This is a genomic window from Streptomyces catenulae (assembly GCF_000718015.1).
Classification (GTDB): domain Bacteria; phylum Actinomycetota; class Actinomycetes; order Streptomycetales; family Streptomycetaceae; genus Streptomyces; species Streptomyces catenulae.
In genome coordinates, this window is the sequence record NZ_JODY01000043.1 from 19,360 (window position 1) to 33,511 (window position 14,152).

16 protein-coding genes and 1 pseudogene are annotated in these 14,152 nt (G+C 72.4%); 8 read left to right on the forward strand and 9 right to left on the reverse strand.

Features of this window, described 5'->3' with window-relative positions; genetic code table 11:
* Positions 1-12: 12 nt before the first annotated feature.
* The gene (locus tag IF23_RS31655) at positions 13-1,335 is read right to left on the reverse strand and encodes a helix-turn-helix domain-containing protein (RefSeq protein ID WP_342667940.1); all 1,323 of its coding nucleotides are present in this window, start codon (positions 1,333-1,335) and stop codon (positions 13-15) included.
* Between the two features lie 100 nt (positions 1,336-1,435).
* On the opposite strand from IF23_RS31655, the gene IF23_RS0128060 reads away from it, so the two are divergent.
* The 5 genes from IF23_RS0128060 (at position 1,436) to IF23_RS0128085 (ending at position 4,365) form a co-directional block, all read left to right on the forward strand.
* Positions 1,436-1,852 carry a DUF6415 family natural product biosynthesis protein gene (locus IF23_RS0128060; RefSeq protein WP_030288562.1) on the forward strand — a complete coding sequence of 139 codons (417 nt, stop codon included), beginning with the start codon at positions 1,436-1,438 and terminating at the stop codon, positions 1,850-1,852.
* Positions 1,842-2,390, forward strand: a complete 549-nt coding sequence (locus IF23_RS0128065) for an NUDIX hydrolase (protein WP_030288563.1) — start codon at positions 1,842-1,844, stop codon at positions 2,388-2,390. Before IF23_RS0128060 ends, IF23_RS0128065 begins: the two co-directional genes overlap by 11 nt.
* A gap of 114 nt (positions 2,391-2,504) precedes the next feature.
* Positions 2,505-3,218, forward strand: coding sequence for a DJ-1/PfpI family protein (locus IF23_RS0128070; protein WP_037680000.1), 714 nt, complete (start codon positions 2,505-2,507; stop codon positions 3,216-3,218).
* 64 nt (positions 3,219-3,282) lie between these two features.
* Positions 3,283-3,711: a MarR family winged helix-turn-helix transcriptional regulator gene (locus IF23_RS31660; RefSeq protein ID WP_107127041.1), complete on the forward strand. Its 429-nt coding sequence runs from the start codon at positions 3,283-3,285 to the stop codon at positions 3,709-3,711.
* A gap of 255 nt (positions 3,712-3,966) precedes the next feature.
* The gene (locus IF23_RS0128085; protein ID WP_030288575.1) at positions 3,967-4,365 is read left to right on the forward strand and encodes a VOC family protein; all 399 of its coding nucleotides are present in this window, start codon (positions 3,967-3,969) and stop codon (positions 4,363-4,365) included.
* A 9-nt stretch (positions 4,366-4,374) separates the two neighbouring features.
* On the opposite strand, the pseudogene IF23_RS35205 reads toward IF23_RS0128085, so the two are convergent.
* A pseudogene (locus IF23_RS35205) lies at positions 4,375-4,551 on the reverse strand (winged helix-turn-helix transcriptional regulator); the annotation flags it as partial.
* A gap of 248 nt (positions 4,552-4,799) precedes the next feature.
* On the opposite strand from IF23_RS35205, the gene IF23_RS0128095 reads away from it, so the two are divergent.
* Entirely contained in the window at positions 4,800-6,254 is a 1,455-nt protein-coding gene (locus IF23_RS0128095) for a DUF5685 family protein (RefSeq protein ID WP_030288580.1), read from the forward strand.
* Between the two features lie 122 nt (positions 6,255-6,376).
* Here IF23_RS0128095 and IF23_RS0128100 read toward each other — a convergent pair whose 3' ends face one another.
* From IF23_RS0128100 to IF23_RS0128130, 7 genes are all read right to left on the reverse strand, one after another.
* Positions 6,377-6,925, reverse strand: a complete 549-nt coding sequence (locus IF23_RS0128100) for a SigE family RNA polymerase sigma factor (protein ID WP_030288582.1) — start codon at positions 6,923-6,925, stop codon at positions 6,377-6,379.
* Between the two features lie 536 nt (positions 6,926-7,461).
* Entirely contained in the window at positions 7,462-8,646 is a 1,185-nt protein-coding gene (locus IF23_RS0128105; RefSeq protein ID WP_030288584.1) for a lipid-transfer protein, read from the reverse strand.
* Positions 8,643-9,074, reverse strand: a complete 432-nt coding sequence (locus IF23_RS0128110) for a MaoC family dehydratase (protein ID WP_030288586.1) — start codon at positions 9,072-9,074, stop codon at positions 8,643-8,645. The genes IF23_RS0128105 and IF23_RS0128110 overlap by 4 nt, the downstream gene beginning before the upstream one ends.
* Complete coding sequence (locus IF23_RS0128115) at positions 9,071-10,141, reverse strand: acyl-CoA dehydrogenase family protein (RefSeq protein ID WP_030288588.1); 1,071 nt, start codon at positions 10,139-10,141, stop codon at positions 9,071-9,073. Before IF23_RS0128115 ends, IF23_RS0128110 begins: the two co-directional genes overlap by 4 nt.
* A 1-nt stretch (position 10,142) precedes the next feature.
* Positions 10,143-11,186, reverse strand: coding sequence for a bifunctional MaoC family dehydratase N-terminal/OB-fold nucleic acid binding domain-containing protein (locus IF23_RS0128120; protein ID WP_342667941.1), 1,044 nt, complete (start codon positions 11,184-11,186; stop codon positions 10,143-10,145).
* On the reverse strand, positions 11,183-12,340 hold the full coding sequence (locus IF23_RS35210) for an acyl-CoA dehydrogenase family protein (protein WP_030288592.1): 1,158 nt from the start codon (positions 12,338-12,340) through the stop codon (positions 11,183-11,185). The genes IF23_RS0128120 and IF23_RS35210 overlap by 4 nt, the downstream gene beginning before the upstream one ends.
* Before the next feature lie 126 nt (positions 12,341-12,466).
* Positions 12,467-12,991 (reverse strand): GNAT family N-acetyltransferase, encoded by a 525-nt coding sequence (locus IF23_RS0128130; protein WP_030288594.1) that lies wholly within the window; start codon positions 12,989-12,991, stop codon positions 12,467-12,469.
* 423 nt (positions 12,992-13,414) lie between these two features.
* Here IF23_RS0128130 and IF23_RS0128135 point away from each other — a divergent pair, with 423 nt between their 5' ends.
* Both IF23_RS0128135 and IF23_RS0128140 read left to right on the forward strand, forming a co-directional pair.
* Positions 13,415-13,738, forward strand: coding sequence for a hypothetical protein (locus IF23_RS0128135; RefSeq protein WP_030288596.1), 324 nt, complete (start codon positions 13,415-13,417; stop codon positions 13,736-13,738).
* 95 nt (positions 13,739-13,833) lie between these two features.
* Positions 13,834-14,088: a hypothetical protein gene (locus IF23_RS0128140; protein WP_030288598.1), complete on the forward strand. Its 255-nt coding sequence runs from the start codon at positions 13,834-13,836 to the stop codon at positions 14,086-14,088.
* Positions 14,089-14,152 lie beyond the last annotated feature (64 nt).

Below are 14,152 nucleotides of genomic sequence, written 5' to 3' on the forward strand. Positions count from 1 at the left end.
CTTCGATTCGAGTTACATGAATACGTCGTACAGCCGCTCATCGAATTCGCGCACAACCTTGGGAGGAGTGCTTGTGGAGTATGAGCGGCGCAGGCCGCGCGCCCGCTCAACAATCCGCCCCGACTGATATCTCAGTCCGATCTCCAACGCCTGAGTGGCCAGAATGAAAGCGCCATCGAGCCGCCCGGAGGCCATGTGCCCTGAGGCAAGGTCGAGCATCAGCAAAGCCCGCTGCTTTTCATGGCCGGGCGTTGTCGCAGCGGCCGTGGAATCCGGCGTGCTGAATACCCATCGGGGCTTTCCCAGGTGGGCTCCACACGAGACGCGCACCGCCGCTACTTTCGCCTCGGTGAAGGAGAAGACCCACGGCCATGGCGGACCTTCTTCGTTCTCGATGTGGCGTACACAGCGCTCCGAGGCACCCAGGGCAGCATCTGCCGACTCCGCGTCACCAGCGGTGGCATGCGCCAGAGCCTCAACGCTGAACAGCCACGCATCGGCGATTGCCGGAAGGTCGGGCCCAAGCTGCTTACGCGCTGATCTCACGAGAGCTAGCCCCTGAGCGGAATTCCCCGCGTGTGCTTCGAACTGGGCCAAGCTCCCCAGCTGATACGCGGCAAGCAACGGCTTGCGGGAATGACGGGCAGCCTTGCTCGAGACGCCGTACCAGGTGCGGGCCGAGCCGTGATCTCCGATGTCCCAGTGGAGCCATCCGGCCAGGCTAGCCACCTCGCTCCCCACAGCTGCGAGGTGACCACGCTCGCGGCCGTTCTCGGCATTATGGGTAATCCGCTGAGCCATTCGCAGATGCGCCAGCACTGCTTCTACGAGCTGTCGCGAAGGCGTGGAACCGTCCAGTCTCCGAAAAGCCGAAGTCGCGTCACGTAGAGCGGCTGCCTGATTACTCACCGAGCTATGCACAGAGGCTACGGAAACAACGGAGGATGCCGCGACCGTAGCCACTCCGGTGAGAAAACTTCGCCTTTCGACGTCGCTTCCTGACCGCTCCCCTCTCGCAGCCAGCGCGGTAGCACGGTCGGCCAGGCCGACGAGGCGCGGGGGAATCTGGAGGTGGTCGGCAATCTGGGCGAGCTGTGCCGTGTCGTACGACGTCACACCCCTGCCCTCCAGACGGGAAATCGCTGACTGACTGGTGCCGCACGCCTCTCCGAGGCCCCGTTGCGATAACCGGGCCTCCATCCGTGCGAGCTTCACAACCCTTCCGTAGTCGCCCCTACGCGACGCCTCACTGATCGCATGTGACGACCAATTCACCATGACAACTCCCTTGGCTTTCTTGCTACACGCCCTCCGCACCGCAATCAGCATCCACATGCGCTGCGCGAATCGGCTTATGCAGTAAGCGGGTTGTTCGTAGCGGCACCAGCTTGCCCAGCAGTTGAGTCAGCGCACTACCCGGACAGGGAGGAAACTCATGATCGACGAGACACCGGACCTGGCTCGCTGCCTGAACGTATCCGGACTCCGTTGCGCCCTACCGTCACTGGACGAACCAGCTCACACGGCCGCCACCCTCGACTGCGCCCGAGCCCTGGCCCCCCACCAGCAGATGCCGCCGCCCGATGAGATCGCCGACCTGTCGGCGCGGCTCGCGGTGCGCTGTGCGGAGCTCGCGGCGGCATGGGAGGGGTGCTCGCAGGGTGCCCTCGCGCCCCGTACCGCTACCGCTCTGCGTGACTGGCAGTGCTTGCGTGCGGGGCCCGGTGAAGGTCCCTTCGCCGCCTGGCTGCATGTGCGGGCCATGGCGCGTACGTGCCGGACGTTGCTCGCCCTGGGGCGGTCGCAGGGCCTTCTGCTCTCCCTCGCGGAGGAGGCCGGACGTGACCGTTGACGCCGCCTCTCTCACCCGCGACCTCACCGACTATCTCCGCCACCACCCCGACGAACTCGGCCCGTTGATGCCGCTCTACGACGCGTTGCGGGATCACGCGCGGCGGGGGCGGTGTCCGCATCGGGGGCGGTGTCCGCAGGTGCGGGTGGGGGCGTTGTTGAGTGAGGAGCGGGGGCGGTTGCTGCTGCTTCGGCACAGTGGCGGCTGGGCGTTTCCGGAGGGGGAGCCCGTGGCGGGGGACGGGTCGTTGCGGGAGAGCGCGTTCGGGTTGTTGCGGGAGTTCGGCGGGGTGCGGGAGGCGTGGGCGGTGCCGGGGGCGGAGGGGCCGGTGCTGGTGGACGTCGACGAGGTTTCCGGGGGCGGGGCGCCGCGGCTCCGGGTCGGGTTCCGGTATCTCTTCGCCGCCCGCGCGGGGGCCGTACCGCGGGTGGCGCTCCGTACGGGGCTGGCGCGGTGGGCCGGGCCGGAGGAGGTGGACGCGCGGATCGTGGAGCGGGTGCGGGCGTGTACGGGGGTGGTCGGGGCGGAGGGGCCGTGACGGGCGCGGGGCGGCCACGGCCGACCCCGGGCGGGTTTCCTTAACCCACACTTACAGTCTGGCTTGTAGTCTGGCTGCAAGCTCTGTGGGGCAAGGCGAGGAGAGGCAAGGAAAATGACCGCTGCACTGCGCAAGCTCGACGTCGGGATCCTGGTGTGTCCCGGGTATCTGCCGGTCGACGTCATCGGGGCCCACACGCTGCTGGGGTTCCAGCCGGAGGTGAAGGTGCATCTCGTCTGGAAGAACCGGGACGAGATCGAGGGCACCCCGAACTTCCCCACGCGGGCGACCACCACGTTCGAGGAGTGCCCGGCCGATCTCGACGTCCTGCTCGCGGGCGCGGTGCCCGCCGAGATCCTGGAGGACACCGAGACGCTGGAGTTCCTCGCCGACCGCGGCGGGCGCGCGAAGTGGGTCGCCGGGGTCTGCCTGGGCAGCCTGCTGATGGGCGCCGCCGGGCTGCTCCGCGGGTACCGCGCCACCACCAACTTCCACGCGTACGACCTGCTGCCGTACTACGGGGCGACCCTGGTGCCCACCAACCGCGTCGTGACGGACCGCAACCGCATCACCGCGGGCCCGGCGACCGGCGGCATAGAGATCGCGCTGCGGCTGCTCCAGAACCTCCGCTCCACCGAGGCCGCGCGCCTGTCCGAGCTGGGCTGGGAGTACGCCCCGGAGCCGCTGTTCGGCGTCGGTACGCCGGAGCTGGCCGGGCCCGAGCTGACCGCGGCCTCGATGAGGGAATTCGTCGAGGACAACGCCGCCTTCCAGGGGGTGTCCGAGCGGGCGGCCGAGCGGCTCGGCGTCGTGGTGCCGACGGCCTGAGCGACGCCTGGGACACTGAACACCGGGGGCTTCGGCGCGTGGAGCCCCCGGTGAGGAGTCTCAGGTGAGCAAGGCGCCGGAGGGTGCGCTGTCGACCGTCATCCTGGTGATCGCCGCCGGTCGGCGGCTGCAGGAGCGGATGGAGGACCGGCTCGGCGAGATCGGTCTGTCGGTGCGGCTGTTCAGCGCGCTCGGGCACCTCTCGCGCGACGCCGACCTGTCGTACAGCGATCTCGCCCGCCGGGCGGGCGTCACCAGTCAGAGCATGCGCGCCACCGTTCTCCTGCTGGAGGAGCAGGGCGCGGTGGAACGCACCCTTCAGGGGCAGGGGCACCGCGCCCGGCTGGAGCTGACCGACGAGGGGCGCGCGCTGCTCGCCAGGGCGCGGGACCTCGTGGCGGAACTGGACGCGGAGTTCTTGGCGGACGCGGGCGAGGAGACCGAGGGGGCGCTGGCGGAGGCGTTCCGGCGCGCGATGGGGTGGCCGCTGTAACAACACGCCCGAGCTGCGGCGTTCCCGAGGGCGGGGCGCGGCCGGGGCGGGGCGGTGTTCAGGCGGACCGCGTGGTGGGGCACGGCGGGGTGCAGCCGGGCGGGCCCGTACGCCGGTAAAGGGCGGGGCTCAACCGATAGCGGACAGGTTCTGTCCGCTGTCCCGCCTAGCCTCCGGCATGCACACCTTCCGCACGTCCGGCACCTCCAGCACCTCCAGCACCTCCAGCACCTCCAGCACCTTCGAGGGGACCTCATGGACTTCGTTTCGATTCGCATCATCACCGGGGATGTGGCGCGCCTGGTCGCGTTCTACGAGCGCGTCACGGGGGCGAGCGCCGCGTGGGCCACCGAGGACTTCGCCGAGCTTCGGATCGGGGGCGTGACCCTCGCGATCGCCGGGACCCGTACCGTCCCGCTGTTCGCCCCGGGCTCGGCCCGCCCGGCTGCCAACGACAGCGTGATCACCGAATTCCTCGTCGACGACGTGGACCGCGTGTACGCGGAGCTGACGGACCACGTCACGGATGTCGTCGCCGAGCCCACCACGATGCCCTGGGGCAACCGGTCGCTGCTGTTCCGCGACCCCGACGGCAATCTGGTCAACCTCTTCACGCCCGTCACCGCGGTGGCCAGGGAGAAGTTCGCACGGTGAGGCCGCCGGTCACGGCCGTCCCGGTGCCTCCGTGACCTCAAGGCCCTCCCGGCGGAGCCGCTCCTGGCCCCACTCCCCCAGCGGGCCCAGGGCCTTGTTGAGGGCGGCGCCCGACTCCGTGAGGGAGTACTCGACCTTCGGGGGCACTTCCGCGTGGACCTGCCGGTGGAGGAGACCGTCTCGTTCGGTTCGGGGTCGGGAGCAGACGCACCCCGGCGGCGTAGGCCCGGCCGGGGCGGCGGATCGGGCGCGAGCCGGGCCGGAGCGGGCACGAGCCAGGGCAGCGGCGCGGGCACGAGCCAGGCCGGAGCAGGCGCGAGCCGGGGCGCACCGCCGCCCCGCCGCCCCCGCCCCACCCGGTCGGTACGATTCCGGCCGCGGGGCGGGGCCATCGGGGGCCGTGCCGTCCACGCGTCGTACACGGGGGTTCTCATATGTTCGGGATCGTCAGGCCCTGCGCGCACCGGTTGACCGGTGGGCTGAAGGCGGAGTGGATGGCGCATCTGTGCGGGCTGTGTCTGGCGCTCCGCGCCGACCACGGGCAGTTCGCGCGGGTCGTCACCAACTACGACGGGCTGATCGTCTCGGTGCTGACCGATGCGCAGCGCGGTCCCGCGCCGGGCGGGCGCCGCACCGCGGGGCCGTGTCCGCTGCGGGGGATGCGGACCGCGTCGGTGGCCAAGGGCGAGGGGGCGCGGCTCGCGGCGTCGGTCTCGCTGGTCCTGGCGTCGGCGAAGATCCGTGATCATGTCGCGGACCGGAACGGGCTGCTGCGGCGCCGCCCGGTGGCCGCCGCCGCCCGTAAGGTCGCGGCCGGCTGGGACCGTGCCGGGGCCCGTACGGGTGCCGGGCTCGGCTTCGACACCGCCGTCCTCGTCGACGCGGTGGACCGGCAGCCGGGTATCGAGGAACAGGCCGGGCCCGGGACGCCGTTGACGGTGATCACCGAGCCGACCGAGACGGCGACGGCGGCGGCGTTCGCGCACACCGCGGTGCTCGCCGGGCGCCCGGAGAACGCCGCTCCGCTCGCCGAGGCGGGACGGCTCTTCGGGCGGCTCGCACACCTCCTCGACGCCGTGGAGGACCGTGCGGCCGACGCCGCCGAGGGCGCCTGGAACCCGCTCGACGCCACCGGCGCCGCCCTGCCCGAGGCCCGTCGGCTCTGCGACGACGCGCTGCACGGCATCCGGCTGGCGCTGCGCGACGTCGCCTTCACGGACGGGAAGCTGGCGCATGTCCTGCTCGTCCACGAGCTGCGGCGGTCGGTGGACCGGGCGTTCGGCACGGAGTCCTGCGGCCACCCGGGCGGGCCCGCGCACACCGGTGGCCCCGGCGGCGTCCCGCACCTCAACCACCCGCAGGGCACCCCCGGTCCGTACGGGAGCCCGAACCCGTACGGGGAGCCGAACCCGAACCCGTACGGGATGCCGGGGCCCGGTGGGGTGCCCCCGCAGGGTGCACCCGTCGGGGGCAACCCGTACGCGACCGGGCCGCAGCATCTCAACGGCGCGCAGTCGCCGCAGCCGGGCGGCGGGGCGACGCCGCCGCACCGGTACGACGGCGGGATGGACGGCGGCTGGGGCGGCGGGCACGGCGGTGGTCACGGGGGCGGCTCGCACGGGGGCGGCGACGGGGCGCAGGGTGGCGCACCGGCTCCGCGGCCGCCCAAGCCGCCGCGCGGGCTGCTCACCGGCTGTCTGGTCGCCGTCGGTCTGTGCTGCTCCTGCCAGGTCTGCTGTGCGAGCAGCTACGAGGGGCCGTGGTCGCGGAAGAAGCACGAGGGGTGCTGCCACTCCGCCTGCGACGGGTGCGACTGCGACTGCTGTGACGGCTGCTGCTGTGACGGGTGTGACGGCTGCTGCTGCGACGGATGCTGCTGCGACTGCTGAACCAACTGCCCTGACTCATAAGGGAGTTGGAGACTCTGAAGTTGAAGGATCTGGAGTTGGAGGCTCTGGAGCTGGAGAATCTGGAGTTGAAGGCTCCGGAGTTGGAGGCTCTCGAATCCCGGTCAGCCGAAGAGTGCCGGTGCCAGTTCCTCGTCCTCGCGGAGCTTGACCAGGGCGCGGGAGACGGCGCTCTTGACCGTGCCGACCGAGACCTCCATGATCTCGGCGGTCTGCGCCTCGCTCAGGTCCTCGTAGTACCGGAGTACGACCATGGCGCGCTGGCGGGGCGGCAGCCGCATGATGGCGCGCCACATCGCGTCCCGCAGCCCCTGGAGTTCGGCGGGGTCGGGCGCGGGCACCGGGTCCGGCTCGGGCAGCTCCTCGCAGGCGAACTCGTCGACCTTGCGCTTGCGCCACTGGGAGGTGCGGGTGTTGAGCAGCGCCCGGCGGACGTAGCCGTCCAGGGCGCGGTGGTCCTCGATGCGGTCCCAGGCGACGAAGGTCTTGGTCAGCGCGGTCTGGAGCAGGTCCTCCGCGTCGTTCGGGTCGGTGAGCGACCGCGCCGCCCGCATCAGCACCGGCCCCCGGGCCTGTACGTACGACGAGAACGACGGGTACGTCGGGCGCGCGGCGGCGGGCTGCGTGGCGCGTGTGCACACTGGCGTGGTCATGTCTCCACGCTAGAAGCGGCCACCCCCTCACCGGATCGCCCCAAGGTGCCGAAGACCCGTCCGTCTGAAGTTGTACGGGTAGGGGTTCCCCTACCTCCTACGGACGGAGGGAGACCCTGAGGCGCACCCCTGAGGCGCACCCCTGGGGCGCGCCCCGACGCGGAGCCCCGGGGGGGGCACGTACGGCTAGGGATCACCCCGAGCGGCAGGCCGACCCCGTCCTTCCCGACTCAGGCCATCCCTCCGCACAACGGACAAAAAATCATCAAAGGGGGGTTTCCCCTCATCGGTGTGCGGACTATCATAAAAAGCAGCCTGCGGGGCGAGCGAGGGAGTTCGAACCGGAGCGTATCCGTAGGAGAGGGCGGTGACCCTCTCGAATACGCAAGGGTCGGGCTGAGAGGCCGGAAGGTCGGGGAGACCGGAAGGCGACCTCCATCACCTGATGCGGACAATGCCGCCGAAGGAAGCCCACCTCGCAGGTTCATGACGCCCGGAGCCGCGAGTCGGCACCGGGCGCCGCCGTGTGCGGGCCGTCACCCACCGTCCCGCCCCAGGATCAGCCCCGACGTCGGCACCCCCGTACCCGCCGTGACCAGGGCGTGGGCCACGTCCGGCACCTGGTTCACCGCGCTCCCCCGCACCTGCCGGACCGCCTCCGCGATGCCGTTCATCCCGTGCAGATACGCCTCGCCGAGCTGGCCGCCGTGCGTGTTGAGCGGCAGCGCGCCGTCCGCGACGAAGGCGGCCGCCTCGCCGGGGGCGCAGAAGCCGAACTCCTCCAGCTGCATCAGCACGAACGGGGTGAAGTGGTCGTAGAGGACCGCCACGTCGATGTCGGCGGGACCGTAGCCGGAGGTGCGCCACAACTGGCGGGCCACGACGCCCATTTCGGGGAGACCGGCGAGGTCGGAGGGGTAGAACTCGTCGCGGTAGTAGCTGGTCATCTGCTCCTGGGCGCGGCCCGCGCCCTGCGCCGCTGCGGTGATCAGGGCGGGCGGGCGCCGCAGGTCACGGGCGCGTTCGGCGGTGGTGACGACGAGCGCCTGCCCGCCGTCGGTCTCCTGGCAGCAGTCGAGGAGCCGTAGCGGTTCGACGATCGGCCGGGAGGCGGCGTGGTCGGCGAGGGTGATCGGGCGGCCGTGGAAGTACGCCGCCGGGTTGGTCGCCGCGTACCGGCGGCCCGTGACGGCGACGTGGCCGAACGCCTCCGGGGTCAGCCCGTAGGTGTGGAGGTAGCGCCGGGCGGCCATGGCGACCCAGGAGGCGGGGGTGAGGAGGCCGGGCGGGAGGTTCCAGCCGAGGGCGGTGCCTTCGGCGGACGGTTCGCGGTGCTGGACGCCGGAGCCGAAGCGGCGGCCGGAGCGCTCGTTGAAGGCGCGGTAGCAGACGACGACCTCGGCGATGCCGGTGGCGACGGCGAGCGCCGCCTGCTGGACGGTGGCGCAGGCGGCGCCGCCCCCGTAGTGGACGCGGGAGAAGAAGGAGAGTTCGCCGATGCCGGTGGCCTGGGCGACGGCGATCTCGGGGCTGGTGTCCATGGTGAAGGTGACCAGCCCGTCGACGTCGGACGGGGCGAGCCCGGCGTCGTCGAGTGCGGCGCGTACCGCCTCGGCGGCGAGGGTCAGCTCGCTGCGGCCGGAGTCCTTGGAGAACTCGGTGGCCCCGATGCCGACGACGGCGGCCCGGCCGCCCAGGGTGTCCGCGCGGCGCACGCTCATGGGGCGGCGCTCCCTCCGGTGACGGGCACCGTGAGGGTCACGGTGCCGGTGACGTGGTGCCCGAGGCCGTTCGCCCCGACCACCCGGACCTGTACGGCCGCGCCGTCCGCCTCGGTGACCGTGCCCGTCAACTCCATGGTGTCGCCCGGGTGGTTGGGGGCGCCGAGGCGGATGGCGACCTTGCGGAGGACGGTGCCGGGGCCGAAGTGGTCGGTGAGGTAGCGGCCGACGAGGCCGTTGGTGGTGAGGATGTTCATGAAGATGTCCGGCGAGCCCTTCGCCCGCGCGGCCTCGGCGTCGTGGTGGACGTCCTGGTAGTCGCGGGAGGCGACCGCCCCGGAGACGATCAGGGTGCGGGTGATCGGGATCCGGAGCGGCGGGAGGGCGTCGCCGGGGGCGGGCGGCCTCCCTGGTGCGGCGTCGCTCATGAAGCCTCCTCCTCGATGATCGACTCGCCCAGCTCTTCGAGGAGTTGGGCGCCCGCGCCGAGGTCGGCCGCGAGCTGGCGCCCCCACAGGAAGTGCCGGTGGACAGGGTGGCCGAGGTCGGCGCCGAGACCGCCGTGGAGATGCTGGACGGCGTGCACCACCCGGGTCCCGGCCTCGGCGGCCCACCAGGCGGCGGTCAGCGCGTGCGGAGCGGCGCCGCGCCCGGTGTCCCGCCGCCAGGCCGCCTCGTACGCGGTGACCCGGATCGCCTCGGTGTCCAGATGGGCGTCGGCGGCGCGCAGCAGTACGGCCTGGTGGGCGTCGAGCGGCCTGCCGAACTGCTGCCGCTCCGCGGTGTGCGCCACCGCCCGCGCGAGGGCGCCCGCGCAGACGCCCGCCTGGAGCCCGGCGTGCGCGGTGCGGGCGCAGGCCAGCACGGACGCGTACGGGACGGGGCCGACCGGCTGCGGGGCGCCGCCGAGCCGTTCGGCGGGGGCTTCGGTGAGGTCGAGGCGCCCCGCGGACCAGGGCGCGGTGGTCGCGACCGGGGTGACGGCGACGCCCGGCGCATCGGTCCGCAGCAGCCACAGCTCCCGGTCGGCGTCCGGCACCAGCACCAGATCGGCGCAGGTCAGCCAAGGGACGACGGGCACGGTGCCGGTCAGGTGGGCGGCGGGCCCGACCCCCGCGCGGGCCCGCACGGCGGGTGGTTCGCCGGTCCCGAAGGCGCCGGTGGCCACCGCCGTGCCGTCGGTCAGCCCCGGCAGCAGCCGCTCCCGCTGCTCCGGCGCACCGTGCGCGGCCACCGCGAGGACGCCGTACGCGCCGGTCGCGGCGAGCGGGATCTGTGCGGTGGTCCGGCCGGCCTCCTCCAGGAGCAGGACCAGCCCGAGCAGCCCGGTCTCGGTGACGGAGCCCGGCAGTCCGGCCCGGCACAGCGTCGCCCACAGGGCGGTGTCGGTGTCCGTGCCCAGGGCGGTCAGCCGCTCGGGCGTGGACCGGTCGCCGAAGATCTCCGCGGCGAGTCCGGCCGCCGCCCGCTGCTCCCGTGTCGGCGTGAAGTCCATCTCAGCCCTCCTCCCGGGGCGCCCGCGCCGCCCCCGGCTCCGCGCGGAACACCGGCAGCTCCCACGCCCCCTTCCCGTCCCTGACCTGCTGGAACTCCAGCCGTACCGGCATCCCGACGCGCACCGCGTCCGGCGGCACCCCGGTGACACCGGCGACCAGCCGCACCCCCTCCTCCAGCGCGATCAGCGCGACCGCGTACGGCGGGTCGAAGGCGGGGAACGGCGGATGGTGCATCACGACGTACGAGTGGACGGTGCCGCCGCCGCCCGCCTCGACGGTGTCCCACTCCGGCGCTCCGCACCGCGCGCACCCCGGCAACCACGGCATCCGCAGCCGCCCGCACCCGGTACACCGCTGGATCAACAGCCGGTGCTCGGCCACACCCGCCCAGAACCCGGCGTTGTCACGGTTGATCACGGGCCGGGGGCGGGCGGGGGCGTCGCGGGGCGCGGCGACGGGCTCGGGGGTTCCCTTACGGGGTGCGGGGTCCGCCTCCGGGGCCGGGCCGCCGGGGCCCGAACTCCCCTTCCCCGGCACGTACTTCAGGATCCGGAACCGGTGGGCCCCCGCCAGTTCGCCGTCGACCCGGACGTCCATCCGGGTCGTGACGAAGTACCCGCTGCCCAGCTTCGTCGTCTTCCGGGGGGACACCGACTCGATGACCGCGTCGAAGGTGATCTCGTCGCCGGGGCGCAGCGGGCGCAGATACTCCTGCTCGCAGTCGGTGGCCACCACGGCGGTGCACCCGGCGCCGTCCAGCAGCGCGGACAGTTCGTCGTAGGCGGGCGAGCGGTCCGTGTGGCCGGAGAGTCCGCCCATCGTCCACGCCTGGAGCATCGTCGGCGGGGCGACCGCGTCCGGTCCCCGGTACGCGGGGTGGGTGTCGCCCATCGCCTCGCACCAGTGGCGGATCATCGCCGCGTTCACCGGGTCCTTGCCGCGTCCGCCGGTCGCCGCGGGCCGCCCCTCGAACGCCTTGAGCCGCGCGTACAGCGCGTCGTCGCCGCTCACCGCCGCGCCCCGCGCCCCGTCCCCACCGCTCACCGCCGCCCCCTCCGCATCCCCAGCCGCATGGTCGCGACCAACTCCCGCTGGATCTCGCTCACCCCGCCGCCGAACGTGTTGATCTGCGCCGCCCGGTTCATCCGCTCCAGCACGCCGTCCTCGAAGGCGCCGGGCGATCCGGCGCGGATCAGCGCCGCGTCGCCCACCGCCTCCTGGCACAGCCGGTACACCTCGACCGCGCTCTCCGTCCCGGCGAACTTCACCCCGGCGGCGTCGCCCGGCGCGAGCGTCCCGGCGCCGACGTCGCCGACCAGCCGCCAGTTCAGCAGCCGGGTCGCGGCGAGCCGGGCGTACGCCTCGGCCAGCCGGGAGCGCACCCACGGGCGGTCCGCGGGCCGCCGCCCGGTCGCCGGGTCGGGCGTGCGGGCGTGGGCGAGCGCCGCCGCGTAGACGTCCTCCGCCTGCATCCCGATGGCGGCGAGCGCGACGCGTTCATGGTTGAGCTGGTGGGTGATCAGCCGCCAGCCGGTGTGCTCCTCCCCGACGAGGTTGTCCGCCGGGACCCGTACGCCGTCGTAGTACGTCGCGGTGGTCGTCAGTCCGCCGACCGTCTCGATCGGCGTCCAGGAGAAGCCGGGGGCATCCGTCGGGACGAGGAGCAGGGAGATGCCGCGGTGTTTGGGGGCGTCCGGGTCGGTGCGGCAGGCGAGCCAGATCCAGTCCGCCCGGTGGGCGTTGCTGGTGAAGATCTTGGAGCCGTCGATCCGCCAGTCGCCGCCGTCGCGGACCGCGCGGGTGCGCAGCGACGCCAGGTCGGTGCCCGCCTCCGGTTCGGTGTAGCCGATCGCGAAGACGGTCTCGCCGCTGAGGATGCGCGGCAGGAAGTACGCCCGCTGCCGCTCGGTGCCGTACGCCATCAGGGTCGGGCCGACGGTGTTGAGCGTGACCATCGAGACGGGGGCGCCCGCCCGGTACGCCTCGTCGAAGAAGACGAACTGCTCGTCGGGGCCGCGTCCCTGGCCGCCGAACTCCCGGGGCCAGCCGAGGCCCAGCATGCCGTCCGCGCCGATCCGCCGCAGCACGGCCCGCTGCGCGGCGGCCCCTTCGGGTGGCCCGTCCGGCATCAACTGCCGGAAGTAGGCGCGGAGTTCGCTACGCAGCTGCTGCTGGCGTGCGGTGGGCGCGAGGTGCACGTCGACGGCCTCCCCTTCGGGGCGCGGACGGCGCGGGGCAGGGGCGCCCGCACCTCAGGGTTTCTGACTGTCCGTCAGAAACCCTGGAGGTGTCAAGAGCCGGACGGCCCGCCGCCCGGCCCCGCCTCACGCCCCGTCCGGCGCCTCCCCGACCTCGATCACCAGCTCCGGACGGTCCCACCGCACGGCCGGTGGCCGCGCCCGGACCACGCCGACCGGCCGGGCGCCGACGCTGCGGTAGAACCCCTCGGCGGGCGGATGGGAGACCACCCGCACCCGGTCGAGTCCGGTCCGGCCGGCCTCCTCCCGCAGATGCGCCATGAGCAGCCGCCCGATGCCCAGCCCCTGCGCCTCGTCCGCGACGAACAGCAGGTCCAGCTCCGGCGGATCGAGCACCAGCGCGTAGAAACCGAGCACCCGGACCCCGGACCCGTCCGCCGCCCGCCCCGCCTCCGCCGCCTCCGCGACGAAGACCCGGTGCGTCTCGATGTAGTCGGGCCCGACGCGGTACCCCTCGACCATCGACGCGTACGGACCCTCGTACGCGCGCGACGTACGGACCAGACGGGTCAGACGGCGGGCGTCGCGGGGGGTGGCCCGCCGTACCGTCACCGGGCCGAAACGCCGTCCGCCGCCCTTTTCACCGCTCACCGCAACCGCTCTCCCACCGTTAATTTTCGGCCTTCCGACGATTTCGGCCCCCGGACGGCACCGTCCGCCGGTACTTTTCGCAGAACCGATTCCGCCGTTCCACCGTACCGCCCCGAGCAGCACCGGAACCGGCCCGTCCGGGGTAAACCCCCACCCGTCACGACTTTCCGCGGCGGCGCCGTCCGGCGGGTTCTCCCCGAACGCGTACGAAGAATTCCGGTGCCGCTGGACACCCGGACGAATACCGCCGCCGGTATTCCACGAAAAGCGGCCTTCGTGGTCCCCCGCCGCAGCGATCCGGGAATTTCCGCAAGAGCCGCCGGACCGCCATCCCGGAACTCTCGGCCAAAGATTTCCCGGCCCGTTCCGCACCCCGGTCGCCGGTAGTTTCCTGGTCGCCACGAACCACGTCAGGGGGTTTTCATGACCACCGGTATCAGGGGCTGCGACAACCAGTCGAACGCCCAGGTCTCCTTCCTCAACAGTGAGCATCCCGGGGACAGCAAGTCGGTGCCGCCGCGGACGTACGACGGCGGCGTGTACGCCTGGATCTCCCAGCACAAGGGCAATCCGCTCAACGTCCAGACCGGTCGGGGCAACTGCATCCTGTGGGACGAGGACTGGAAGGTCAAAGGCCAGTGGAACGACGGTAGCGGGGAGTTCGTCCTCGCCGAGGTCCACAGCAGCCCGCAGGACTACGGCATGACCGTCAGCATGACCGGCGACATCTCCCTTGCCGCGAAGTGACCCACGGGGCGTCGGCGCGGACGGCCGATCCGCCGACCGATCCGGCGCCTCGACCGCACCGCGCACCCCGCCGGAAAGGGCGTACCACCGTGTCCATGTCCGACTGGACGATCAGTAACTCCAAGGAGAACAACACGGGGAACTGGGTGTACTACGTGTGCACCGTCTTCGTGCAATTCGCCAATATCCATTTCAGCCGCCACGTCGACGTGCCCGGCCAGGATCATATGGCGACCAACGACAATCAGTATTACTACTACGGCGTCACCGGCACCTTCAACACCCCGAACATGCCGGCGTCCGTCCGCCAGGCTCTCGTCGACGCCTGGAACAACTACTTCACGGTCTGATCGCGTACTTCACGGTCCGATCGTGCGCCGACGACCGATGCCGCTGCCCTCCGGGAATCCGTCA